Source organism: Paenibacillus sp. WG02 (assembly GCF_055396115.1).
In genome coordinates this window covers 4,864,091-4,889,043 of the sequence record NZ_AP036016.1, presented here as the reverse complement: position 1 = coordinate 4,889,043, position 24,953 = coordinate 4,864,091, and the positions used below count along the sequence as shown (strand labels likewise).

The following is a 24,953-nucleotide window of genomic DNA, read 5'->3' as shown; positions in this document are numbered from 1 at the left end:
GCCGTCATAGGAAAGGTGGAGGTTCATATGAAAGCCGTGATATTACGAGATCTAGGCGGTCCCCGTCAGCTTCGTTACGAAGAGGTTCATACACCGGAGCCCAAGGCAGGCGAAGTGTTGGTGCGATTAAAGTACGCCGCTATAAATCGTAGAGATTTGTGGATTACTCATGGTTTGTATCCTGGACTGAAGCTTCCCTCGATTCTGGGAGCGGACGGAGCCGGTGAAGTTGTCGCCTTGGGCGATGATGTGCAGGACATTCCGCTTGGCGGTCCCGTTATCATCAATCCCGCTTTGAACTGGGGGGAGCATCTAGCTTACTCCAGTCCCGAATTTTCCATATTGGGTATGCCAACGGATGGAACTTACGCGCAATATGTCACCGTTCCGAGTCAGAATGTAAATGTCAAACCCGAATACCTTTCTTGGAAGGAAGCATCAGCGCTCCCTTTGGCCGGTTTAACGGCTTATAGAGCCATGATCACTAAGGGTTGTGTGCAAAAAGGGGAGACGGTATTGATTCCCGGCATCGGCGGCGGGGTAGCCCTGTTCGCCCTGCAATTGGCCGTGCTGAAAGGGGCGAATGTGTTTGTCACTTCCGGCAGCGAAGATAAACTCGAGAAAGCGAAAATGCTCGGAGCGAAAGGGGGAGTCAACTATCGTTCGGCGCATTGGGCCAAGGATTTGAAAAACGTGATGGGCGAGGCCGACCTCATCATGGATGGCGTTGGCGGGCCTACCTTCCACCAGCTGCTCTATCTGGCCAAACCGGCTGGACGCATCGTCATCTTCGGGGCGACAAGCGGACCCATTCCGGAGCTGGCACCCGCCAAAATGTTTTTTAAACAACTGGATATTAAAGGGACAACGATGGGAAGTCCGCAGGAGTTTGGGCAAATGCTCCGCGTTTTTGAAGAACATCACATCCGTCCGGTTCTAAGCCGTACATATTCCCTCGAAGAAGCGGCAGAAGCTCTATTCGATTTGGAGGGGAATCAAAACTTCGGTAAAATCACGTTGGGTATGCCTTAAGGAGGGGAATCATGGATGTTCGCCAACTGAACTACTTTTTGGCTATTGCCAAAGAAGAACAAATTACTCGCGCTGCCCAAGCGCTGCATATGGAACAACCTCCCTTAAGTCGACAGCTTAAATTGATGGAAGAAGAACTCGGCGTAACCTTATTTGATCGCAATGGAAAGCAAATGAAGCTAACACAAGCGGGAGAGGTTCTGCAAAGACGGGCGGAAAGTTTGCTGCACGATTTGAATGAGGCTGTAAAAGAAGTAAAAGATATTGAAAACGGACTGCAGGGAACGTTATCTGTCGGTTCCGTTTTTTCATGCATCTCCCTGCTTCCGCTAAAGATTGGTGAATTCCGTCAGAAATACCCTCGTGTTGCCTTTAAAATTTTGGAGGGGGATCATGTTACACTTGCGGAATATTTGGAGCATCGAAATATTGAGCTCGTGATCACGAGACTTCCTTTTGAATCGAATTATGATTCAGGCAAATATGCCATAAAGCGATTACCTTCTGACCCCTTTGTGGCTGTTGTACCTCGACAGTGGAACTGTTTTCCTTTACGACATTCCATTTCCATGAAAGATCTCGCAGATTTGCAGCTTTTAGCTGTAAAAAGTGATAAAACTATCAGGTTGCATGAAAAAATTGTAAATGAATGCAGACGTTTTGGATTTGAACCGAATATGACCTGCGAATGTTCGAGTGTGGCGATCATAATCGCATTAGTTGTAGCCGGTATAGGAGCCACGATATTGCCAAAGTCCGTTATGACTTCATTTCGGATACCGGACATACAAGTACTCGATATCTACGATACCTCTTTTCAATCCGAGGTAGGGATAGTCTGGCTTCAAAACCGTTACCTTTCCAAGAGCGCACAAACATTTATCGACATATTTGATAACGTGTAATGGGAGGCCTTGTATGATATCCCAGACTTTTTGCATTTTGGTGAGTGACAATCAAGAAGTTCTTCCCAGAGTAATTGGGGTAATTATGAGAAGGGTTCTAAACATTGAGTCATTAACATGGGGGAAAGTGGAGGACGGTGTTAACCAAATTAAGGTCACCATCAGCGGAGAAGAAGTTCGACTTTTCAGAATAGCCCTCCAAATAGAGAAAATTATTGAGGTTATTTCGGTTAGCCTTATAGAAGAATAAGATGAAAAAAACAAAATATTTGCTTATAGAAACGAAAACGCATGTTGCCACAAGTGACATGCGTTTTCGTACATATAGGTGACGTAATGAAAGCGATTATTTACCAAGAACGCACAAACGTTCTAAAAGTTAAGTCATTAACTTGGAGAAAAGTGGGGGGGCAAGTCCAGAGGAGATGGATATTAGACAGCTTCAATACTTTGTAGAGGTCGCCAGACATAAAAATTTCACAAAAGCTTCGCAAGTCCTGTTTGTTTCTCAACCCTCCATCAGCAAGATGATCAAAAGCCTCGAAGATGAATTGGGAGTTACTTTACTGGACCGTTCGGAGCGGGAGGTTGATCTCACAGATACGGGGGGACTCGTTTACGAGCAGGCTTTGAAAATTTTGCAGTTGATGGAAGACTTGTCCTCTTCTGTGAATGAGATGGTTCATGTACAAAGAGGAAAAGTGAAGATGGGAATATTGCCTACGGTCAGCGCATTGCTTTTTCCCCAAATTATAACCGGGTTCAAGAAGAAGTACCCCAGGATTGAGATTCAAATGGTAGAATTCAGCGCGAAACATGTAGAGATGCAGCTGGACCAAGGAAATGTCGATTTTGGAGTCACCGTGTTGCCAGTGAGCACCCAGCATTATGGGACGGTTTCATTGTTGTCTGAAGAGCTGGTTGCCATTGTCGGCAGTGAGCACTGGCTGGTTGGAAGAGAGTCCGTAAGTTTATTCGAATTAACGAATGAACCGTTCGTCCTGTTTACCAAAGAATTTGTCCTTCACGACGTGGTTTGGCAAGCCTGCGTGCAGTCGGGGTTTGAACCCAAGGTGGCCCATATGACATCTCTGTGGGATTTCTGCTGTGAAATGGTGGCGTCTCAATTAGGAATTTCGTTGATTCCCAGATCGATGGCGAGCCGTTTGAATTATCTCGCGGTTCATGTCGTTTCGATTTCCCAACCTAATATTGCTTGGGAATTGGCGCTGATTTATCGTCGGGATAAATACCTTTCATATGCTTCCCGGGAGTTTCTTGCCTATATCCAGGCAAACCTGCCTAATAAACCGGGACTATAGCTTTTTTGAATGGTTTCTATGCATGATATGTATTTAACGAATGGAATAGGGGGTAGTAAAATTAGGGATGTAACAAGCTTATTCATGGACGAAAGGAGGAAAATAGGAAGGATGAAGTTTTCCAAAAGAATGGATCATTTGCATGGATCAGACATTCGGGAGATCTTGAAAATGACGGAGCAGCCTGGAATGATTTCTTTTGCCGGGGGGATGCCGGCGCCGGAGCTTTTTCCGATCGAGGAGATCAAAGAAGCGTCTGTGCAAGTATTGACTGATCACGGCAAACAATCGTTACAGTACACGATAACCGAAGGGTTCCTGCCTTTAAGAGAGCAGATTGCGCAGCGAATGCTCGCCAAGTTCTCTGCATCGTACTCACCCCAGGACATATTGATCACAAGCGGATCACAGCAGGGGATCGAGTTGTCAGGCAAGTTATTCCTCGATGATGAAGACGTTGTATTATGTGAAAGCCCATCTTTTTTAGGTGCTTTTCAGGCGTTTCGCGTCTACAATCCGAAATTTATAGAAGTGCCTACGGACGATCAAGGGATGATCATGGAGGAACTGACCCGTATTTTGGAGACTACAGATCGGGTGAAGCTGATTTATGTCATTCCGGATTTCCAGAATCCTACAGGGCGGTCATGGTCTCTAGCAAGGCGCAAGGCGTTGATGGAGATTGCAGGTCGTTATGATATCGTAGTCGTCGAGGATAATCCATATGGCGAATTAAAGTACGAAGGCGAGATGCTTCCGTCGCTTGCTTCGTTCGATCAGAAGGGTCAAGTCGTGTTTCTCGGCTCCTTTTCCAAAGTTCTATGTCCCGGTTTTAGGATCGGTTGGGTGTGCGCTTCCCCGCAATGGATGGAAAAGTATGTCATCGCCAAACAAGCGGCGGATACGCATACGTCGACGTTCTGTCAACGAATTGTCCATACGTACATGGAACGTTTCGATTTGGACGAAAACATCGGAAAAATTAAAGATGTATACAGGAATAGAAGAGATTTGATGCTGGAGATCATGGAGCGGGAATTCCCCAAAGAAGCTTCGTTTAAGAAGCCGAGAGGGGGATTGTTTATCTGGGTTGAACTGCCAGTGGCGGTCAATGCTCGAGAGATTCTAAAGAAAAGCTTGGAAAAGGGCGTCGCTTTTGTGCCGGGAGGTTCCTTCTATCCAAATGGCGGTCATGAGAACGTATTGCGTCTGAATTTTTCCAATATGCTGGAGGAGAAAATTAGGGAGGGTATTCCCCGATTGGCTGCCGTGATCCGGGAGTTTTTGTAACGACATTTACCATAGAAGGAGTGAAATCAGAGATGGAACAAGTGAAAAAAGGGGCACAAACAACGCTGGATGTGTGCCATGTTTCTGCTCAACTGAAGGCTAAAGGCTTTTGTCCGATTGAAAGCGATTTCTTTAAGCAAGCTGATTTTTTCCGTGAGGATGATTGGAAGGAATTTGCCCAAAGCTTCAATAATCAGCCGGTGGATAAATATATGAAGGATAATGGGACCTACCGGCTTCGCCGGTTTGCGACGATTGAATATTCCACCTCGGATCGCTCCATGAACTTCTTTCTCGATCGCCCTTATTACCAGCCTACGGATATCAATTACTTAAACGGCGGCGTGGTGAGACACTTTGATCCAATGAAAGCGGAGACTACTGACAACCGATTTCTGAGAGGATTGCTCCAATGGGCATTCAATGTGGTGGAACATTTGGAGGGGGCAAGCAATTGGGAAGTATCTTTACACCCCATCCGCATCTTGGCCAGAACCAATGAGCAGGGAGAACCGGCTCCGGAGGGTGTCCACCGGGACGGCGTCACTTACATCTTTATGATGGTCGTGGCGCGCGAGAACGTTATTGGCGGAGAAAGCACGATTTATGATAATGAACGAAATCCGCTGAAAAGCGTCATACTGCAGCCGCTTGATCTGATTTTTGCCGATGACACTAAAGTGATGCATGGGGTTAGCGCGATTTTGCCGGATGGAGTCGATGGTTACCGTGATGTATTAGTAGCTGCGTTTACTAAAAAAGCATAGATTGGTCGATGGAGAGATAAGTTAAGCAGAAACGGCTTGACTTATCTTGCTGTTTGCAGGCTTTTTACGAGAAAGGATGAACACCCCATGTTAATGAAAGCGGCGTTGATCGGGCAAGGGCAGTTGGGACAAGACTTCTGATGAAACTAATGAATCATAGCCATAGCTTTATTCTGGAATGCGTATGGACGCCATTCGGGGATTCTGGCATACAGGGCCTTGGCAAACACAATATTTCCTGCGCGAATAGCATCGAAGAAGTGCTGAATAATGAACAGATTCAGCTTGTGTTCAATACGAGCTACACTGCATTAGGTGAATTTGCAAACAACCCTGATCATCGATCCGCTAGACGATATATTCATCTGGTGCCGGAAATGCAAGGGAGAGGAGACTTTTATGGACTTCTTCCCGAGACTCCGCAGGAGTGTGCCCACATCCAGCTTGTATCCCCATCGGCACAAGCTGTTGTGCCGATGGTTGCTGCGCTTTCGCAGATTTGCTTGATTCAAGAAGCGGAGGTGATCAGTGATATTCCGAGTAAAGCAGCTGATACCGAATTCAGAGCTCATTTGGACGAATATATGTCAGCCACAGAGCTTGCTCTGATAGGAATAGGAGGAGCCTTGCAGGCGAAGTCGATGATTTTCCTCAATCCGGATGAGGAATCCGCTGAGAATCGATATATCGTGCACCTTAAACTGGAGGAAGGGGTCGATCCATCTGCGGTTACCTTGTTATTATCACAAACTGCTGCTGAGATTTCCAACGATTTTCCGGGGTATCGTTTGAGGTACACGCCTTCCTATTCCGGTTCGATCCTCACATTCGTGATTGAGGTGCGGTCATGGAGCAAGCCGTTGTCTCAAGGCTACGGCCACATGGATCTGTTGACTTCTTCCGCATGTCGGGCGGGCGAGCAATGGGTCAAGCAGCAACAAGAAAGGGGGCTCTAACATGGGGACTAAGCGATTTGTGCAAGTATTAGATGCCACGATGAGAGACGGGTGTCATCCGCTTTTACACCAATACACTGCGGAGACCTTATCTTTCCTGGCTTCCAGTTTAGATCAAGCAGGTACTCCTTACCTTGAGGTTTCCCATGGAGATGGCATTGGCGGGTCTAGTCTCCATTTTGGCAAAAGTCTTCTATTGGATGCGGAAGCCATTGGCACTGCGAAGGCGTCAGCTCGCAAAGCGCGTATTACCGCCTTGCTGCTGCCCGGCGTCGGCAGGTTGACCGATCTGGAAACGGCCAAGCTAGCCGGAGCACAAGTCGTTCGCGTAGCAACGCTAGCTACGGAAGCCGATCTTGCGCAAAGATACATGAAAGCAGTCCATAAGCTGGAGCTCGAAGCGTTCGGTTTCCTCATGCTGAGTTCTACGGCCTCACCGGAACAGCTTTTGGAGCAGGGGAAGAAAATGGAGTCTTACGGCGCGAATGCTGTGTATATCGTGGATTCTGCAGGGGCGATGACGATAGATGAGGTTCGCGCCAAAGTGAGCCTATTGCGGCAGCATCTATCCATTCGCATCGGATTTCACGGTCATAACAACTTGGGACTCGCCGTCGGCAACACGCTTATCGCTGTGGAGGAGGGGGCAGACTTGGTTGACGGATGCCTTGCCGGTTTTGGCGCCGGTGCCGGCAATGCCCCAACGGAAGTGCTTGTAGCCGCGCTTCACAAAATGGGCTATGAAACAGGCATAGATGCAAGCATTCTTCTGCAAGCTGCCGATGAAATGCTGTTGAAGGTGATGCCCAGACCGCAATATATTGAAAAAGGCGCGTTATCTTTAGGTATTATGGGCATTCGAGGCAATTCTTTGTTCACTACCCTCCCCTTGCTCGGTAAATATGGCGCAGATGTACGTGACCTGTTCAGCAGCTTGGTGATCCGAGGCATGAGCGCTTCGGATATCGAAAGATCAGCCGATGGAGCCATCGAGGAACGAACGAACAACATGAATCCGTCGCCTTCCTCTCCGCAGCAAGCTAGCGGTATTCCTTTTCACTAAAAGCGACATGCGTTTTCGTATTGGTTTTACTGAAAAACATGTATTCCTAAAAGGTATGATCATCCAACAAAACCGGTATTTTCTATCTGTTTTTTTGAATGATATCATAAAAATATAGCTTACATGAAGGATAGATCAGGTTTGGGGTCACATATAGGCGACGAAATGAAAGCGATTTCAATTTTGTGGCGAGAGGAGTTTCAGCCATGTCATCAAACGAATTTGATCTAGTCGTCTTAGGAGCTGGACCGGCGGTTATGTGGCCGCAATTCGCGCCAGCCAATTAGGCATGAAGGTAGCGGTTGTCGAAAAGGATAAACTTGGCGGAACTTGCCTTCATCGGGGATGCATTCCTAGTAAAGCGCTTCTTCGTTCAGCTGAGGTGTATCACACCGTTACTCAATGCGCTGAATTTGGAGTTGAGGTTCGTGATATATCGATTCATTTTTTGAAAATGCAAGCAAGGAAACAAAGTATCGTCGATCAACTGCATAAAGGTGTTCAATATTTAATGAAAAAAGGGAATATCTCCGTATTTGAAGGAGAAGGTCGAGCCATGGGACCTTCCATTTTTTCTCCGCAAGCCGGAGCGGTGGCCGTCACTCGTGCGGATGGGCAATCGGAGATTTTAGTTCCTAAGTTCTTGCTTATTGCCACGGGATCCAGACCGCATGTTCTCCCCGGACTGGAAGCGGATGGACAGTATGTATTAACAAGCAACGAAGCGCTCCAATTGGACGTCTTGCCAACATCCATGCTCGTCGTTGGCGGTGGGGTGATAGGAATTGAATGGGCTTCCTTACTGAATGATTTGGGGGTAGAGGTGCAAATCATAGAGTTTGCAGAACGTATTCTCCCCTTGGAAGACGCCCAGATTAGCAAGGAAATGACTCGATTATTGAAAAGCCGCAACATCCAAATCCATACAGGTGCGAAGGTATTGCCTGATACCCTTTTGAAGGAAGGGAAAACGGTTACGATTCAAGCCGATCAAGGCGGAGAGCTTCTTGCCTTGCAAGCTGAGAAGATTTTGGTTTCCGTGGGGCGTACGGCGAATGTCGATCATATTGGCATCGAAAATACTGAAGTGAAAGTGGCGCAGGGTGTCATTCAGGTAAACGAATATTTTCAAACGGCTGAAAATCATATTTATGCCATTGGGGATGTCATTGGAGGCATGCAATTGGCTCACGTTGCTGCTCATGAGGGGGTCATAGCTGTAGAGCATATAGCAGGTCTAAACCCTCATCCTCTGGATTACACCAAGGTGCCTAAGGTGACCTATAGCCGCCCTGAAATCGCCAGTATCGGATGGACGGAAGAAGAAGCGAAGAATAAGGGCTATTCGATTACAACAGGCAATTTTCCTTTCAAAGCAATTGGTAAAGCTCTGATTTATGGTGAGCACGATGGTTTTGTCAAAATAGTCGCGGACACCAAAACAGAGGATATATTAGGCATTCATATGATTGGTCCGCATGTTTCGGATCTGATCGCAGAAGGGGCATTAGCCAAATCTTTGGATGCTACCCCTTGGGAAATCGCCCAAACGATTCATGCTCATCCTTCCTTGGCAGAGATACTGGGAGAAGCTGCACTGGCTGTAGACCGAAGGGCTATTCATTCATGAACATCATCGGATATAAGAAATGTTTAGGAGGGTCTTGCGATGGTTAAATCAGGAATCAGCAATGTAGAAAACAGGCATCAAGCTTTAGGTTTATCCGCTGAACAAGTTCTCGGCATGTATCGGGATATGCTGTTAGCCCGTAGGGTAGACGAGCGGACGTGGTTCCTTAACCGCGCAGGCAAAATTCCGTTTGTACTTTCTTGTCAGGGACAGGAAGCGGCTCAAGTCGGAGCGGCCTATGCGCTTGATAAAAGTAAAGATTTTCTTTGTCCGTATTACCGGGATATCGGGCTGGTCATCTCCTTTGGCATGACGGCAAGGGATTTGATGCTCAATTCGTTCGCCAAGGCTGAGGATCCGAATAGCGGAGGACGGCAAATGCCAGGGCACTTTGGAGGCAAAAAATATCGGATTTTATCCGGTTCCAGTCCGGTAACCACCCAAGTTCCCCATGCCGTGGGTTTGGCTTTAGCAGGAAGGATGGAGGGCAAGGATCAGGTCGTGTTTGCCTCTTTTGGCGAAGGATCCAGCAATCAGGGCGATTTTCATGAAGGAGCTAATTTTGCCGGTGTTTTCAAATTGCCCGTCATCTTCTTCTGCGAGAATAATAAATACGCCATTTCGGTCCCGTTTTCCAAGCAAGTAGCTTGCCAAAGCATTGCTGACCGGGCTGCCGGATATGGGTTTCCGGGTTTCAGTGTCGACGGAAGCGATCCGCTGGAAGTATACAGAGTCATGAAAGAGGCCGTAGATCGCGCAAGAAGAGGAGAAGGGCCAACTTTAATCGAAGCCCGTTGCTTCCGTTTCACCTCTCATTCCTCCGATGATGATGACCGTCACTATCGTCCGAAGGGAGAAGTGGTGGAAGAGAAGAAGAAAGATCCCCTTCCGCTTTTTTACCGATACCTTAGAGAAACAGGCGTCCTGACGGATGAGATAGAGAAGGAGATTCAAGACTGGGTTGCAAGGGAAGTGGATGAGGCGACGGAATATGCCGAGGCTGCACCGGCTCCTGCACCGGAAGATACACTGAAGCATGTATACGCGGAATAAGGGGGAATAAACAATGACAGTCATTTCGTATATTGAGGCGGTTAATTTGGCACTTCGTGAGGAGATGGCTCGCGATCCTAAAGTGTTCGTGTTAGGAGAAGATGTAGGCTTAAAGGGAGGCGTATTTAAAGCTACGCAAGGGCTTTATGAACAGTTTGGGGAAGAGCGCGTGCTCGATACTCCCCTTGCTGAATCGGCAATTGTGGGGGTTGCGGTCGGAGCTTCGGCATATGGGTTCAGGCCTGTGGTCTGAGATGCAGTTTGCCGATTTTATAATGCCCGCTGTCAATCAGATTGTAAGTGAAGCAGCAAAAATGAGGTATCGTTCGAATGGGGATTGGAACTGCCCCTTGGTAATCCGGGCTCCTTATGGGGGCGGCATTCACGGTGGACCTTATCATTCGCAATGCGTGGAAGCCATGTTTTGCAATATTCCGGGCTTAAAGGTCGTTGCTCCATCGACGCCTTACGACGTTAAAGGATTGCTAAAATCAGCGATCCGCGATGAAGATCCGGTTCTGTTTTTCGAACACAAGCGCTGCTATCGTTTGATTAAAGGAGAAGTGCCGAGCACGGATTATGTCGTCCCGATCGGTAAGGCGGATGTCAAGCGCGAAGGAAAACATATTACGGTGATCACGTATGGACTAACCTTGCATTTCGCTCTGCAAGCTGCCGAAAAATTAGCGAAAGAAGACGGGTACAGCGCCCACATTTTGGATTTGCGCACACTGTATCCGATGGATAAGGAATCAATTGTCGAGGCCGCCCGTAAGACAGGGAAAGTGCTCATAGTTCATGAGGATAATAAAGAGGGGGGTCTTGGGGGCGAAATTTCCGCCGTAATCGCAGAGGAAATCTTGTTTGAGCTTGATGCGCCAATCAAACGCCTTTGCGGACCCGATGTCCCTGCTACGCCCTATAATGGCATCATGGAAAAGTTCTTTATGCTAAATCAAGACAAAGTATACGATGCGATGAAGGAATTAGCCCAAAGTTAATCATAGAACGAGGAGATGACCATGGCTGAAAAAGTGATCATGCCCCAGCTTGGAGAAAGCGTCACAGAAGGTACTGTTTCCAAGTGGCTGGTAAAGGCAGGGAATCAAGTAAAGAAGTATGACCCTATCTGCGAGGTAACAACAGATAAAGTCGTAGCCGAGGTACCGTCTACGTTCACGGGTACAATTTCGGAGATTGTGGTCCAAGAAGGCGAAACCGTTCCTGTTGGAGCTTTGATTTGCTCCATTGTCTTAGAAGGCGCGGCAGCTTCAACGCCGGGTCACCGTGCTCCGGCTGCGGCTACCGCCGTTTCGATCTCGGAAGGAGCCAAACAGCGGTTGTCGCCTGCCGTGTTCAAGTTGGCGCAAGAGCACAATGTGGATTTGTCTATGCTCCAAGGAACGGGAGCTGGTGGTCGGATTACCCGCATCGACATTATGGAGCTCGTGGAAGGAAAGAGGCAGATAGTGGCAACGGTCGTTCAAGAGCCGGAAGCTTCAGTTTTTACTACAGCCGCTTCGAAAGAAATCGTCTCGGAAGCTGCGAAATCGTCTGCACCGAAAAGTGTCTCCACTACTGCTGATATTTCGGTCAGTCAAGTGGATCGGGTTATTCCATTGACTGCTGTCCGCAGAACCATCGCGAATCGGATGGTGCAAAGCAAGCATGACGCGCCTCACGCTTGGCTCTCGGTTCCCTGTGATGTTACCCATCTAGTTCATTACCGCAGCCGGGTCAAAGATGATTTTAAGAAAAAAGAAGGAATAGCGCTTACCTATATGCCTTTCTTTATCAAGGCTGTCGTAGAGGCGCTCAAAGAATTTCCGTTGTTGAACTCACAGTGGGCAGACGACAGCATTATCGTGGAAAAAGCGATTCACATCTCGATTGCCGTGGCAACGGAGGACTCGCTCTTCGTTCCGGTCATCAAAGATGCCGACCAGAAAAGCATTCTGGGTCTGGCGAAAGCGGTAGATGACTTAGCCAAGAAGAGTAGGGAAGGCAAGCTTACTATGGAAGAGATGTCCGGCGGAACATTTACGATCACGAACACCGGTTCTTTTGGTTCAGTGCTCTCTGCCCCAATTATTAACCAGCCTCAAGCAGCTATTTTAAGTGTCGAGTCCATCGTCAAACAACCCGTTGTGATCGATAATCAGATGATTGCGATTCGAGATATGATGAATATTTGCCTCTCCTTGGATCACCGGGTGTTAGACGGTCTTGTGTGCGGCCGTTTCCTGCAGAGGCTGAAGCAAAAGATCGAAAGCTTGGGCCCGGAGGATATCAAACTTTATTGAAGATACATAAATGAGGATAGGAGGAAACGGGATGGAATTCCAAAAGGTGAAGGTAGCGATTAGAAACCGAATAGCAACGATCACGATTGCCAATCCACCGGCGAATGCATTAAACCGCCAAACCCTGGAAGAGTTGAACAAGGTGATCGAGAGGGTAGCGGCGGATGACAACATTCAAGTCATCATCCTGACGGGGGAAGGGAAATTTTTTATAGCAGGTGCTGACATTAAAGAGTTTACAACCATCGAGAGTTCACAACAGGGAGAAGAACTGTCGAAATATGGACAGAATCTCTTTACAAAAATCGAGCAGCTCTCAAACCGGTTATTGCGATGATTAACGGAGCTTGTTTAGGCGGAGGGCTGGAGCTTGCCATGGCTTGCCATGTACGAGTTGCGGCATATTCTGCCAAAATCGGTCTGCCGGAGTTGAATTTAGGATTGATTCCCGGTTACGGCGGAACGCAAAGGCTAGCCCGTTTGACCAATCGGGAGAAAGCGATCGAACTCATTCTCTCAAGCGATATCATAGACGGAGAGGAAGCTCATCTTATTGGTTTGGTCTCCAAGGCTGTAGCAATTGAGGAATTGGAAGCAACGGTTACTGCCTTGGCTGAGAAAATAACTGCAAAAAGCTTGCTCACGGTTCGTGCCGCATTATCCGCGGTTGAGCGGGGATGTATTGAAGGGCAAGAGAAGGGGCTGCAGCGGGAAGCGGAGCTATTTGGAAAGTTGTTCGAAAGTAAAGATACGAAGGAAGGCATTCAAGCCTTTCTTGAGAAAAGGCGTCCTATATTCAAAGACCAGTAAGCGCATAGGGATAAGGAGGGAAACGGGATGAACATTGTTGTGATCTTGAAGCAAACGCTGGATACGGAGGAAAAAATAACAATTAGCAATGGACTCGTAATGAACGAGGGATTAAATCATATTATTAATCCTTATGACGAATATGCAGTTGAGGAAGGTATCCGATTGAAAGAGAGGTTTGGCGGGGAAGTGATCGTTATTACCCTAGGTCCATCCGGGGCTGAAAGTGCCGTCCGAACGGCGTTGGCCATGGGAGCGGACAAAGGGATTCTGGTTGATGACGAATCCCTGTCGGGAGATGAGCATACGATTTCCAAAGTGATTTCTTCGATCATCAAACATGTATCGTTTGACATTGTATTAGCAGGGAAAACATCTGTGGATAATGGGGCCGGGCAAGTCGGTATCCGTTTGGCCGAGGAGTTAGGGATTCCCCACATCTCCTCCGTTACGAAATTAACCGTTGAGGGCCAATCGGCAACCGTGGTTCGGGATGTAGAAGGAGATACCGAAATCATCAAGACGTCGCTCCCTGTCCTCATTACGGCACAGCAAGGATTGAATGAACCCCGATATCCGTCTCTTCCGGGCATTATGAAAGCCAAGAGAAAGCCAATCGAAAAAGTAAATGCGAATCAGTTTGGTCTGCATCCGGATGATATGAAAGCAAAGACGACAATTATCGATCAATTTTTTCCGAAACCCAAGGATGCAGGACGGATCTTGGCAGGCAACCTACAGGATCAGGCAAAAGAGCTTGTCAAACTGCTTCATCAAGAAGCCAAGGTAATCTAAGGGGGAGAACAGATGAGTAAAAAGATTCTTGTCTTTGCTGAGACTCGCGAAGGAAATGTAAGAAAGGTATCGTATGAATGTTTATCCGCTGCTCATCGGATAGCGGAAGGCGGAGAGATTGTTGCGGCTGTTTTTGGCAGTCATTCCTCTCAGCAGGTGACTCCACTTGCTCACTATGGAGCGACTCAAGTGTATGTTGTATCCAACAAACAATTGGATCCATACACAGCAGAAGCCTATACGCAGGCTTTTACTCAATTGATGAGTGCAGTCAAACCTGATGTTATCTTGATTGGACATACTGCATTGGGGAAGGATTTGGCTCCGCGTGTCGCTGCCAGATTAGGATTAGGTCTGGTATCCGATGTGACGGATTTATCGGTGGATGATAGTGAAGTTGTTTTCACCCGTCCCATTTATGCCGGAAAGGCGTTCCAAAAGAAAAAGTCAGTTGAAAATACGATTCTAGCAACCATCCGTCCGAATAATATACCCATGCAAGAAGCGGATGTTCATCGTATGGCCAACCAAGTTGATTTTGCAGCTGATATTAGAGATTTAAAAACCACGATCAAGGAAATTGTTCGAAAAGCTGCGAATGGCGTCGACCTGGCCGAAGCCAAGGTTGTCGTATCCGGGGGAAGAGGCGTGAAAAGCGTGGAAGGCTTTGCTCCATTGCGAGAGCTGGCCGAAGTATTGGGTGGTGCAGTAGGTGCATCCCGCGGAGCGTGCGATGCCGAGTACTGCGATTATTCTTTACAGATTGGCCAAACCGGCAAAGTGGTGACCCCGGATCTTTATATCGCTTGCGGCATTTCCGGAGCCATCCAGCATGTAGCCGGAATGTCAAATGCGAAAGTGATTGTGGCGATCAACAAGGATTCGGAAGCTCCGATCTTTAAAATAGCCGACTATGGAATTGTCGGTGATCTATTCGAAGTCATTCCCCTCTTAACGGAAGAGTTCAAAAATGTGTTAAATACTAAGGATTAGAGGGATGAGGAATGCTGTCTCTACTTCACTTTTTGGCATTCATGGCGGTAACCGGGTATGCCCTTTTTGTATTTTGCAGCATCGTTTATAGCCGGGTGACCTTTATTCGACTCGGCAAAAAGGCGGATTTGCAGAAAGACCTCGGTACCCGGATGAGTGAATTCGTGGTTCAAGTATTTGGACAAAAGAAGCTCCTGAAGGATTCCAATAGCGGCGTGATGCATATCGTCATGTTCTACGGATTTCTTATTTTGCAATTGGGTGCTTTGGAAATGATCCTCAAAGGATTTGTTAAAGGCTTTGAACTCCCTTTCGGGAATGCTCATCCATATTTCAGTGTATCGCAAGAAATCACTACGTTCCTCGTATTATTGGCGGTGATCTATGCGTTCTATCGCCGTTTTATTGAAAAATTGCCGCGGCTTAAGCGCAGTCTGAAATCCAGTCTGGTCATTATATTCTTGACCGTATTGATGGTATCGATTTTCCTGACTCTTACTTTCGAGCATATTTGGCTGGGTGAGGCGGGAAGCGCCTATACGCCTTTCTCCTCGGTGATCGCGGGGCTATTTGCAGGGATGAACGCAAATAATGCCGGAATTTGGTTCTATGTATGCTGGTGGGTTCATCTGTTGACACTCCTATCCTTTTTAATATATGTCCCGCAATCCAAGCACGCTCACATATTGTTTGCGCCGGTGAATATTTTGTTAAGAGACACAAAGCCGGCGGGAAAATTAACCTCGATCGACTTTGATGATGAAACTCAGGAAACTTATGGCGTTGGACAAATCGAAGATTTCCGGCAAAATCAATTAATCGATTTGTATGCCTGTGTGGAATGCGGGAGATGCACCCAAATGTGTCCAGCTTCCGGCACAGGCAAGACCTTATCTCCAATGGATTTGATTGTAAAAATGCGCGATCACTTGACGGAAAAAGGGTCTGTGATCACGTCTAGTACACCGTGGGTGCCGAGTCTCGTATTCTCTCTTTCTCTGCGATCGGAGCAGGCGGCCACCGTAGAAACGTATGCGACCAATCTGATCGGCGATGTCATTACGGAAGAAGAGTTATGGGCCTGCACTACATGCCGCAACTGCGAAGATCAATGTCCGGTAGCCAACGAACACGTGGATAAAATTGTCGACATACGCCGTTATCTCGTGTTGACAGAAGGAAAGATGCCGCATGAGGCGAGCCGCTATTTCCAAAATATCGAGCGGCAAAGCAACCCATGGGGGATCAATCGCAAAGAGCGGATCAAATGGCGTGAAGGACGGGACGATATTTACGCTCCCACCGTGGATGAGGAACCTGATTTTGAATATTTGTTCTTTGTCGGCTCGATGGGATCCTTTGATATCCGCAGCCAGAAAATCGCCCAATCCTTTGCCAAAATCATGAACACAGCCGGTGTGAAGTTTGCCATCCTGGGCAATGAAGAGAGGAATTCCGGGGAAACCGCCCGGCGCATGGGCAATGAATTTCTATTCCAACAGCTATGCAAGGAAAACATCGCAAACTTTCAGGATTATCATGTCAAAAAGATTGTAACGATTTGCCCGCATACGTATAACACATTTAAGAACGAATACCCTGAATTCGGACTTGAAGCGGAAGTGTACCATCACACCGAGCTCGTCTGGAAGCTGATTCGGGAAGATCGCATCAAGCCGACCAAGGAGGTCAAGGAAGCGATCGCTTATCATGACTCTTGCTATATTGGGCGGTACAACGATATTTATGATATTCCGAGACAAATCCTGAAAAGTATCCCTGGCGTTCAAGTGCTGGAGATGGAGCGCAATCGTGAGGACTCGATGTGCTGCGGAGCCGGAGGCGGCATGATGTGGATGGAAGAAACCCAAGGGAAGCGCGTGAATATGGAACGTACCGAGCAGGCACTTACCCTAAGCCCAACAACCATTGGAAGCAATTGTCCTTATTGCTTGACGATGATGAGCGACGGCACAAAAGCTAAAGAAGTGGAAAACCAAGTCAAAACGTTGGATATTGCCGAAATCGTCGAAAGATCACTATAACTGTTTATGGGAGGACGGAATCAAGGATGTCGAAAACAGTCATTGTTAGTGCCGCAAGAACCCCTTTCGGAAAATTTGGAGGCTCCTTGAAACAATTGCAAGCCGTGGATTTAGGCGGAACGGCGATTCGCGAGGCATTGGTCCGAGCCGGTGTTGATGGGGATCAGGTAGATGAAGTCATTATGGGAATGGTCGTTCAAGCCGGTGCCGGACAAATCCCTTCCCGCCAAGCGGCGCGCTTAGCAGGCCTGCCATGGGAAGTAAGCACGGAGACAATCAATAAAGTGTGCGGATCCGGTTTACGTGCGGTTACGCTGGCCGATCAAATCATCCGTGCCGGTGATGGGGACATTATTGTTGCGGGCGGTATGGAAAGTATGAGCAATGCCCCCTATGCGATGCCGAGCGGCCGATGGGGCGGGCGAATGGGCGATGCGGTGTTGAAGGATCTCATGGTTCATGACGGATTAACATGCGCCTTCCAGCAAGTCCATATGGCGGTTCATGGCAGCACGGTTGCTGCGGAATACGAGATTTCCCGTTTGGACCAGGATGCTTGGGCTTTCCGCAGCCATCAGAGAGCGGTTCAGGCGATGGCGGAAGGGAAATTCAAGGATGAAATCGTACCGGTCATGATCCCGCAAAGAAAAGGGGATTCAATCATCGTCGAGACGGATGAAGCCCCCCGGAAGGATACCACTTTAGAAGTTCTAAACCGATTGGCTCCGATTTTTGTCAAAGATGGAACGGTTACAGCAGGGAATGCTCCGGGTGTGAACGACGGGGCTGGAGCCTTCGTGTTGATGTCGGAACAAAAGGCAAGAGAATTGGGGAAACAACCGCTCGCAACCATCATCGGGCATGCCACCGTTGGGCTGGAAGCCCCCTATCTTGCCACCGCTCCAGGCCTCGCGATCCAAAAGGTATTAAAGAAAACGGGGGTATCCGTACAGGATATTGCACTGTTCGAAGTCAATGAAGCATTTGCGTCGGTTACGTTGACCAGCGGCAAACTAGTCGGTTGGGATCCGGAAAATGTGAATGTCAATGGCGGCGCCATTGCTTTAGGCCATCCGATTGGAGCAAGCGGCGCCCGTATTTTGATGACACTCATTTACGAGCTGCGCCGCCGAGGCGGTGGATTAGGCGTTGCCGCCATATGCAGCGGAGCTGCGCAAGGAGATGCGATACTGGTTCAAGTAGACTAGGAAACGAGGGAGAGAAAAGCATGACCATTCATAAGCTTATGGTGATCGGAGCGGGACAAATGGGCAGCGGGATTGCTCAAGTAGCAGCAACGGCAGGCCTGCAAGTCATTGTACATGATATCAAAGAGGAGTTTGTGGAAAAAGGTTACAACTCCATCAAGAAAAATCTTTCTCGCGATGTGGAAAAGGGGCGAAAACGCCAAGAAGAAATGGATGAGATTGTCAGCCGTATCACGTTGTCGACGGATTTGGCTGACGCCAAAGACGTGGATGTTGTTGTGGAAGCGGTTATTGAGAATATGCAAATCAAATCGGACATCTTTCGAAAACTGGATGAAATCAGCCCTCCACATGCGATTTTGGCCAGCAATACCTCCTCATTGCCAATTACTGAAATCGCCGCGGTCACGAAACGTCCGGACAAAGTGATTGGCATGCACTTTATGAATCCAGTGCCGGTCATGAAGCTGATTGAAGTCATCCGCGGATTGGCCACATCTGATGAAACGTATGCCATCGTAGAAGACTTGACGAAAAGAATGGGCAAGACGGCGGTCGAAGTCCATGATTATCCCGGTTTCGTAGCCAATCGGATTTTGCTGCCGATGATCAATGAGGCGATTTATTGTGTCTATGAAGGCGTAGCTTCGCCTGAAGCGGTGGATGAAATCATGAAACTGGGGATGAATCACCCGATGGGTCCGTTAACGCTGGCGGATTTTATTGGTTTGGACACATGCCTTTCGATTATGGAAGTTTTACATGAAGGATTGGGCGATTCCAAATATCGCCCATGCCCGCTGCTGCGCAAATATGTCAAAGCAGGCTGGTTGGGAAGGAAATCCGGACGCGGCTTTTATAGCTATCCATAAAGGGTGGAGAGAACGATGAATTTTCTATTATCTGAAGAGCATCAAATGATGCAAAACATGGTACGCGAGTTTGCTTTAAACGAATGCGGGCCTACTGCAGCACAACGTGACGAGGATGAATCTTTTGATATGGAAATATGGCATAAGATGGCGAAGCTTGGCTTGTGTGGGATTCCTTGGCCGGAAAAGTACGGCGGCGCAGGGGCCGATTATTTGGGCTATGTGATCGCAGTCGAAGAGCTATCCCGCGTCGATGCTTCCATCGGGGTGACCCTCTCCGTCAACACGTCGTTAGCCGGATGGTCGGTGTATAAGTTTGGTACAGAGACGCAAAAGCAAAAATATTTGCGGGCCATGGCGGAAGGGAAAAGCATGGGGGCTTATTGCCTGACGGAACCGGGATCCGGATCCGATGCCGTCGGCATGAAGACAGCAGCTGATCTGGTAGGGGATGAATGGGTTCTGAACGGTTCCAAGATTTTTGTAACGAACGGGGGCTATGCCGACATTTATGTCGTGTTCGCTCAGACCAATCCGGAGCTGAAGCATAAAGGCATTGCTGCGTTTATTGTGGAAAAAAGCTTCCCAGGCTTCTCCGTAGGGAAAAAGGAGAAAAAGCTAGGCATTCGTTCTTCCGCCACGACAGAAGTCATTCTTACCGATTGCCGAGTTCCGAAGGATAACTTGTTGGGGCAAGTAGGCGAAGGATTTAAAATTGCGATGATGGCGATTGACGGAGGCCGTAACGGGATTGCTGCACAAGCGCTGGGAATTGCTCAAGGAGCCTTGGACCATGCGGCACGTTATGCGCAGGAACGTGTTCAGTTTGGCAAACCGATTAGCAAGCTGCAAGCGATTCAATTCAAAATAGCGGATATGGCAACGAAAATCGAAGCTGCCCGATTATTGACGTATCAAGCCGCATGGCGCGAGGATCAAGGGATTCCGTATAGTTTGCAATCCGCCATGTCCAAATTGTTTGCATCCGATACCGCCATGGACGTGACGATTGAAGCTGTCCAGGTTTTCGGCGGCTATGGATATACCCGCGAATATCCTGTGGAACGGTATATGCGTGATGCCAAGATTACGCAAATTTATGAAGGAACGAATGAGATTCAGCGTTTGGTCATTTCCGAATATTTGTTAAAGGGCTAAAACGTTAATTCATTGAGGGAGTTGGATCAAATGAGCGAATTATATTACCCCGGTCTTGAAAATGTTATCGCGAGCGAGACCCGGATTTCATTTCTGGATGTCGACAATGAAGAAATTGTGCTGCGTGGCTATGACCTGATTGAATTAGCACACAAAGTGACTTACCTCGATATCGTCTTCTTGCTGTTGAACGGCAATTTGCCCAACGAAGATCAATACAAGGGGCTTGAACAAGATTTGAAGAGAGAAGCCGGTTTGCCGAAAGAAACGATTCAGTTGCTCAGGCTGCTCCCGAAAAACACACACTTGATGGATGTGCTGCGAACTGGAATTTCGGCATTGGCTGGAGAGGAAACAGAGATCGACGACCGGTCTTGGGCGGCAAATTACCGGAAGTCGATTCGCTTGCTGGCCAAAGTCCCGCAAATCGTCGCCGACAGCTTCCGCGCTGTAAACAACCAGGACCCTATTGAGCCGCGTCAAGACCTTTCGTACAGTGCTAACTTCCTGTATATGATTACAGGGCAAGTACCTACGGAAACGGAAGCGAGAATATTCGACCAATCTCTTATCGTCTATAGCGAACATGAAATGCCGAACTCGACTTTTACAGCTCGTGTCATCGCTTCTACACAAGCGGATATCATCGGCGCTTTGACAGGCGCTGTTGCTTCCCTTAAAGGAACGCTGCACGGCGGCGCAAACGAAGCTGTTATGCATATGCTCTTGGAGGCTGGAGCTGTAGATAAAATGGAGCCTCTTATTCTCGGCAAGCTGTCGCGCAAAGAGCGCATTATGGGTTTCGGGCACAGGGTTTACATGAAAAAACCGGATCCACGCGCCCTTCTCATGAAAGAGGCTCTTCAACCGTTGGCAACTGCAAAAGGCCAGGAGCATTTGTATCAAATGTGTCTGATCGGGGAAGAAGTCATGTACCGGGAAAAAGGACTGCATCCTAATCTGGATTATTATGCGGCCCCGGTGTATTACTTGCTCGGTATTCCGATCGATCTTTTCACGCCTGTCTTCTTGGCGGCACGTACAATTGGCGTATGCGCACATGTGATCGAGCAGCATGAGAACAATCGCCTTTTCCGTCCGCGGGTTCTGTATAGCGGACCACGCAATTTGCATCCTTAATACCTATAATAACCAAGGAATGGTGGGAGATACATGAGCTCGATCATTAGTGATCAGGGAAATATGGTGGAGAAAGCGGATAGGCTGCTGGTAGATATCACCCAATATTCGCTTTCGCATGAGATCAAAAGCAAAGAGGCCTATCGAATCGCTCGTCATGTCGTCATGGATTCACTCGGAACGGCCATGCTGGCGTTGCGCTTCCCGGAATGCACGAAGCACTTGGGGCCTATTGTTCCTGGCGTCAGCGTACAGAATGGCACGCGCGTGCCGGGAACGCAATTTGAACTCGATCCGGTACACGGGGCATTCAACATCGGCACCATGATTCGATGGCTCGATTTCAACGATACTTGGCTTGCGGCTGAGTGGGGACATCCGTCCGACAATCTGGGCGGCATTTTGGCAGTGGCCGATTATGTAAGCCGCAATCGGGTAGCCGAAGGCAAGGCTCCGCTGAAGATGCGCGACGTGCTAACAGCTGCAATTAAAGCTCACGAAATTCAAGGGGTTCTGGCATTGGAAAACAGCTTGAACCGTGTAGGACTGGACCATGTGTTATTCGTGAAAGTGGCTTCAACGGCCGTCGTTACCGCATTGTTAGGCGGTGGCCAGGAAGAGGTTATCAACGCCCTCTCCAATGCGTGGCTGGATGGCGGCAGCTTGCGCACCTACAGACATGCTCCGAACACGGGCTCCCGGAAGTCTTGGGCGGCCGGCGATGCGACAAGCCGCGCCGTACGACTTGGCTTAATGGCCATGAAAGGCGAAATGGGCTACGCTACCGGTCTTTCCGCGAAACTTTGGGGATTCCAGGATGTGTTGTTTAATGGCCAAGAGTTAAAGCTTGCCCGTCCGCTTGATTGTTATGTGATGGAGAACGTGCTGTTCAAAATTACTTTCCCGGCCGAGTTCCACGCGCAAACGGCAGTGGAGTGCGCCTTCGAGCTGCACGAGCTGGTGAAAGACCGCATCGATGACATCGGCCAAATTACACTGACTACACACGAGTCTGCCATCCGGATTATCGACAAGAAGGGGGCTCTACACAATCCCGCCGACAGGGATCATTGTCTTCAGTACATGGTAGCTATCGGACTGTTATTCGGAGATTTGACGGCCGAGCATTATGAAGATGAGGTTGCAAAAAATCCGAGAATCGACGCTCTCCGCAACAAAATGGTTGTCGTGGAAGACGAACGATTCAGCAGGGACTATCTCGATCCGGAGAAACGCTCCATTGCCAACGCGGTTCAGATTCATTTTAAAGACGGTACGGAAACGGCTAAAATCGAATGCGAATTCCCGATCGGACATCGCAGGCGCCGTGAAGAAGGAATTCCGAAAATCGCAGAAAAATTCCAATCCAGCTTATTGACCCGTTTCCCAAGAAAGAAAGTGGAGCAAATTGTCGAGCTTTCTTTGGATCAGCAGCGTTTTGAAGAAACGAGCGTGCAAGATTATATGGGCTTGTTCGTCATTTGACTTTTACTTAAGGGTAAGAATGGGGGAACTTCAATGGCTTGGTTAATTGAGAAAGAGCCTGAACAGAAACAGTTGGCCGAACAATTTTTGCGAATGATCCAGGCAGCGCCTATTGTGAAAATTCCGGGAACTCATGATGCGATGGCGGCCAGAATCGCCACGCAATTCGATTTCAAGGCCATTTATTTGTCTGGGGCGGCGTATACGGCCAGCCGGGGGTTGCCGGATCTTGGATTGGTCTATTCCAATGAAGTGGCAGACCGCGCCCGGGATCTAGTTCGGGCTTCGGGCCTTCCCTTGCTGGTCGATATTGACACTGGCTTCGGAGGTGTTCTAAACGTAGCTCGGACAGCAAAAGAAATGCTGGAGGCTAAGGCGGCGGCCGTTCAGATCGAAGATCAGGAAATGCCGAAGAAATGCGGGCATTTAAATGGGAAGAAGCTTATCTCCGCAGAGGAGATGATGCAGAAGATCAAGATAATCAAGGAAATCGCACCTTCACTCGTTGTCATTGCCCGAACGGACGCCAAGGATGTAGAAGGGATGGAGGCTGCCATCGAAAGAGCCAAAAAATACGTGTCGGCGGGGGCTGATGCTATTTTTCCGGAAGCGTTGGAGAACGAAGAAGACTTCAAATCATTCCGTGCAGCAGTCGATGTTCCGCTGTTAGCCAATATGACCGAATTCGGGAAAACCCCTTATTATACGGCTGAGCAATTCAAAAGCTGGGGATTTAACATGGTCATTTATCCGGTGACTTCACTTCGGGTTGCGGCTAAAGCTTATGAGCGGGTGTTTGCGGAGATCAGTCAGACTGGATCACAAGTACAAAGCTTAGAGCAGATGCAGACGCGTAAGGAACTATACGAAACGATCAGATATTTCGATTACGAAAGTCTGGACGGTAAAATGGCCAAGACCATTCTTCAGGATGATTGATTAGCAGGCAAATAGCCGTCCATAAGGGGAGAGAACGATGAATTTTCTATTATCTGAAGAGCATCAAATGATGCAAAACATGGTACGCGAGTTTGCTTTAAACGAATGCGAGCCTACTGCAGCAAAACGCGATGAGGATGAATCCTTTGATATGGAAATATGGCATAAGATGGCGGAGCTTGGCTTGTGTGGGATTCCTTGGCCGGAAGAGTACGGCGGTGCAGGGGCAGATTACCTAGGTTATGTTGTGGCGGTTGAAGAGCTTTCCCGCGTCGATGCTTCCATCGGGGTGACCCTCTCCGCCCACACGTCATTAGCCGGATGGCCGGTGTACAAGTTTGGGACGGAGGTGCAAAAGCAAACCTATTTGCGGGCCATGGCGGAAGGAAGAAGCATGGGGGCCTATTGTCTGACGGAACCGGGATCTGGATCCGATGCCGTAGGCATGAAGACAACGGCTGATCTAGATGGGGATGAATGGGTCCTGAACGGTTCCAAGATTTTTATCACGAACGGGGGCTATGCCGACATTTATATCGTGTTCGCCCAGACTAATCCGGAGCTGAAGCATAAAGGCATTGCCGCGTTTATCGTGGAAAAAAGCTTCCCTGGCTTTTCCGTAGGGAAAAAGGAGAAAAAGCTCGGCATTCGTTCTTCTGCCACGACAGAAGTTATTTTTACTGATTGCCGTGTTCCGAAGGGAAACTTGTTGGGTCAAGTAGGCGAAGGATTCAAAATTGCGATGACGACGCTTGACGGAGGCCGTAATGGGATTGCGGCACAAGCTCTGGGGATTGCTCAAGGAGCCTTGGATCATGCGGCACGTTATGCGAAGGAACGCATTCAGTTTGGCAAACCGATTAGCAAGCTTCAAGCGATTCAATTCAAAATAGCGGATATGGCAACGAAAATCGAAGCTGCCCGATTATTGACGTATCAAGCCGCATGGCGTGAGGATCAAGGGATTCCATATGGTTTGCAATCCGCCATGTCCAAGTTGTTTGCATCCGATACCGCCATGGACGTGACGGTTGAAGCTGTTCAGGTTTTCGGCGGCTATGGATATACCCGTGAATATCCTGTGGAACGGTATATGCGCGATGCCAAAATTACGCAAATTTACGAAGGAACGAATGAAATTCAGCGTTTAGTCATTTCCGGATATTTGTTAAAGGACTAAAAAATTT

20 protein-coding genes and 3 pseudogenes are annotated in these 24,953 nt (G+C 48.3%); all 23 read left to right on the top strand.

Annotation, left to right across the window (positions count from 1 at the left end; translation table 11 throughout):
• Positions 1 to 27 precede the first annotated feature (27 nt).
• The 23 genes and pseudogenes from ACBP55_RS22220 (at position 28) to ACBP55_RS22110 (ending at position 24,946) form a co-directional block, all read left to right on the top strand.
• Positions 28 to 1,032, top strand: a complete 1,005-nt coding sequence (locus tag ACBP55_RS22220) for a quinone oxidoreductase family protein (protein ID WP_464645030.1) — start codon at positions 28 to 30, stop codon at positions 1,030 to 1,032.
• A gap of 11 nt (positions 1,033 to 1,043) precedes the next feature.
• The gene (locus ACBP55_RS22215) at positions 1,044 to 1,937 is read left to right on the top strand and encodes a LysR family transcriptional regulator (RefSeq protein ID WP_464645029.1); all 894 of its coding nucleotides are present in this window, start codon (positions 1,044 to 1,046) and stop codon (positions 1,935 to 1,937) included.
• A 13-nt stretch (positions 1,938 to 1,950) separates the two neighbouring features.
• Positions 1,951 to 2,187, top strand: a complete 237-nt coding sequence (locus ACBP55_RS22210; protein WP_464645027.1) for an ACT domain-containing protein — start codon at positions 1,951 to 1,953, stop codon at positions 2,185 to 2,187.
• Between the two features lie 175 nt (positions 2,188 to 2,362).
• Positions 2,363 to 3,259, top strand: a complete 897-nt coding sequence (locus ACBP55_RS22205) for a LysR family transcriptional regulator (protein ID WP_464645025.1) — start codon at positions 2,363 to 2,365, stop codon at positions 3,257 to 3,259.
• Between the two features lie 111 nt (positions 3,260 to 3,370).
• Positions 3,371 to 4,549, top strand: coding sequence for an aminotransferase-like domain-containing protein (locus ACBP55_RS22200; protein WP_464645023.1), 1,179 nt, complete (start codon positions 3,371 to 3,373; stop codon positions 4,547 to 4,549).
• A gap of 32 nt (positions 4,550 to 4,581) precedes the next feature.
• The gene (locus ACBP55_RS22195; protein WP_464645021.1) at positions 4,582 to 5,316 is read left to right on the top strand and encodes a 2OG-Fe dioxygenase family protein; all 735 of its coding nucleotides are present in this window, start codon (positions 4,582 to 4,584) and stop codon (positions 5,314 to 5,316) included.
• Positions 5,317 to 5,456: 140 nt separating this feature from the next.
• A complete protein-coding gene (locus ACBP55_RS22190; RefSeq protein ID WP_464645019.1) occupies positions 5,457 to 6,272 on the top strand; it encodes a hypothetical protein in 816 nt (271 codons plus the stop codon).
• A 1-nt stretch (position 6,273) separates the two neighbouring features.
• Positions 6,274 to 7,335 (top strand): 4-hydroxy-2-oxovalerate aldolase, encoded by a 1,062-nt coding sequence (dmpG, locus tag ACBP55_RS22185; RefSeq protein WP_464645017.1) that lies wholly within the window; start codon positions 6,274 to 6,276, stop codon positions 7,333 to 7,335.
• A gap of 206 nt (positions 7,336 to 7,541) precedes the next feature.
• Positions 7,542 to 8,965, top strand: a pseudogene (lpdA, locus tag ACBP55_RS22180) (dihydrolipoyl dehydrogenase).
• A gap of 39 nt (positions 8,966 to 9,004) precedes the next feature.
• Complete coding sequence (locus ACBP55_RS22175; protein WP_464645015.1) at positions 9,005 to 10,018, top strand: thiamine pyrophosphate-dependent dehydrogenase E1 component subunit alpha; 1,014 nt, start codon at positions 9,005 to 9,007, stop codon at positions 10,016 to 10,018.
• A 13-nt stretch (positions 10,019 to 10,031) separates the two neighbouring features.
• A pseudogene (locus tag ACBP55_RS22170) lies at positions 10,032 to 11,019 on the top strand (alpha-ketoacid dehydrogenase subunit beta).
• 21 nt (positions 11,020 to 11,040) lie between these two features.
• A complete protein-coding gene (locus tag ACBP55_RS22165) occupies positions 11,041 to 12,321 on the top strand; it encodes a dihydrolipoamide acetyltransferase family protein (RefSeq protein ID WP_464645013.1) in 1,281 nt (426 codons plus the stop codon).
• 31 nt (positions 12,322 to 12,352) lie between these two features.
• Positions 12,353 to 13,131: pseudogene (locus ACBP55_RS22160) on the top strand (enoyl-CoA hydratase).
• A gap of 27 nt (positions 13,132 to 13,158) precedes the next feature.
• Positions 13,159 to 13,926, top strand: a complete 768-nt coding sequence (locus ACBP55_RS22155; protein WP_464645011.1) for an electron transfer flavoprotein subunit beta/FixA family protein — start codon at positions 13,159 to 13,161, stop codon at positions 13,924 to 13,926.
• Between the two features lie 12 nt (positions 13,927 to 13,938).
• A complete protein-coding gene (locus tag ACBP55_RS22150) occupies positions 13,939 to 14,919 on the top strand; it encodes an electron transfer flavoprotein subunit alpha/FixB family protein (RefSeq protein ID WP_464645009.1) in 981 nt (326 codons plus the stop codon).
• A gap of 11 nt (positions 14,920 to 14,930) precedes the next feature.
• Positions 14,931 to 16,964, top strand: a complete 2,034-nt coding sequence (locus ACBP55_RS22145) for a heterodisulfide reductase-related iron-sulfur binding cluster (RefSeq protein WP_464645007.1) — start codon at positions 14,931 to 14,933, stop codon at positions 16,962 to 16,964.
• Between the two features lie 26 nt (positions 16,965 to 16,990).
• Entirely contained in the window at positions 16,991 to 18,172 is a 1,182-nt protein-coding gene (locus ACBP55_RS22140; RefSeq protein WP_464645005.1) for an acetyl-CoA C-acetyltransferase, read from the top strand.
• A 20-nt stretch (positions 18,173 to 18,192) separates the two neighbouring features.
• Positions 18,193 to 19,044, top strand: coding sequence for a 3-hydroxybutyryl-CoA dehydrogenase (locus ACBP55_RS22135; protein ID WP_464645003.1), 852 nt, complete (start codon positions 18,193 to 18,195; stop codon positions 19,042 to 19,044).
• A 15-nt stretch (positions 19,045 to 19,059) separates the two neighbouring features.
• Entirely contained in the window at positions 19,060 to 20,202 is a 1,143-nt protein-coding gene (locus ACBP55_RS22130) for an acyl-CoA dehydrogenase (protein WP_464645001.1), read from the top strand.
• Positions 20,203 to 20,232: 30 nt separating this feature from the next.
• The gene (mmgD, locus tag ACBP55_RS22125) at positions 20,233 to 21,342 is read left to right on the top strand and encodes a citrate synthase (RefSeq protein WP_464645000.1); all 1,110 of its coding nucleotides are present in this window, start codon (positions 20,233 to 20,235) and stop codon (positions 21,340 to 21,342) included.
• Between the two features lie 33 nt (positions 21,343 to 21,375).
• Entirely contained in the window at positions 21,376 to 22,827 is a 1,452-nt protein-coding gene (locus ACBP55_RS22120) for a bifunctional 2-methylcitrate dehydratase/aconitate hydratase (RefSeq protein WP_464644998.1), read from the top strand.
• 33 nt (positions 22,828 to 22,860) lie between these two features.
• Positions 22,861 to 23,766: a methylisocitrate lyase gene (gene prpB, locus ACBP55_RS22115; RefSeq protein ID WP_464644996.1), complete on the top strand. Its 906-nt coding sequence runs from the start codon at positions 22,861 to 22,863 to the stop codon at positions 23,764 to 23,766.
• A gap of 37 nt (positions 23,767 to 23,803) precedes the next feature.
• Positions 23,804 to 24,946, top strand: a complete 1,143-nt coding sequence (locus tag ACBP55_RS22110; RefSeq protein ID WP_464644995.1) for an acyl-CoA dehydrogenase — start codon at positions 23,804 to 23,806, stop codon at positions 24,944 to 24,946.
• Positions 24,947 to 24,953 lie beyond the last annotated feature (7 nt).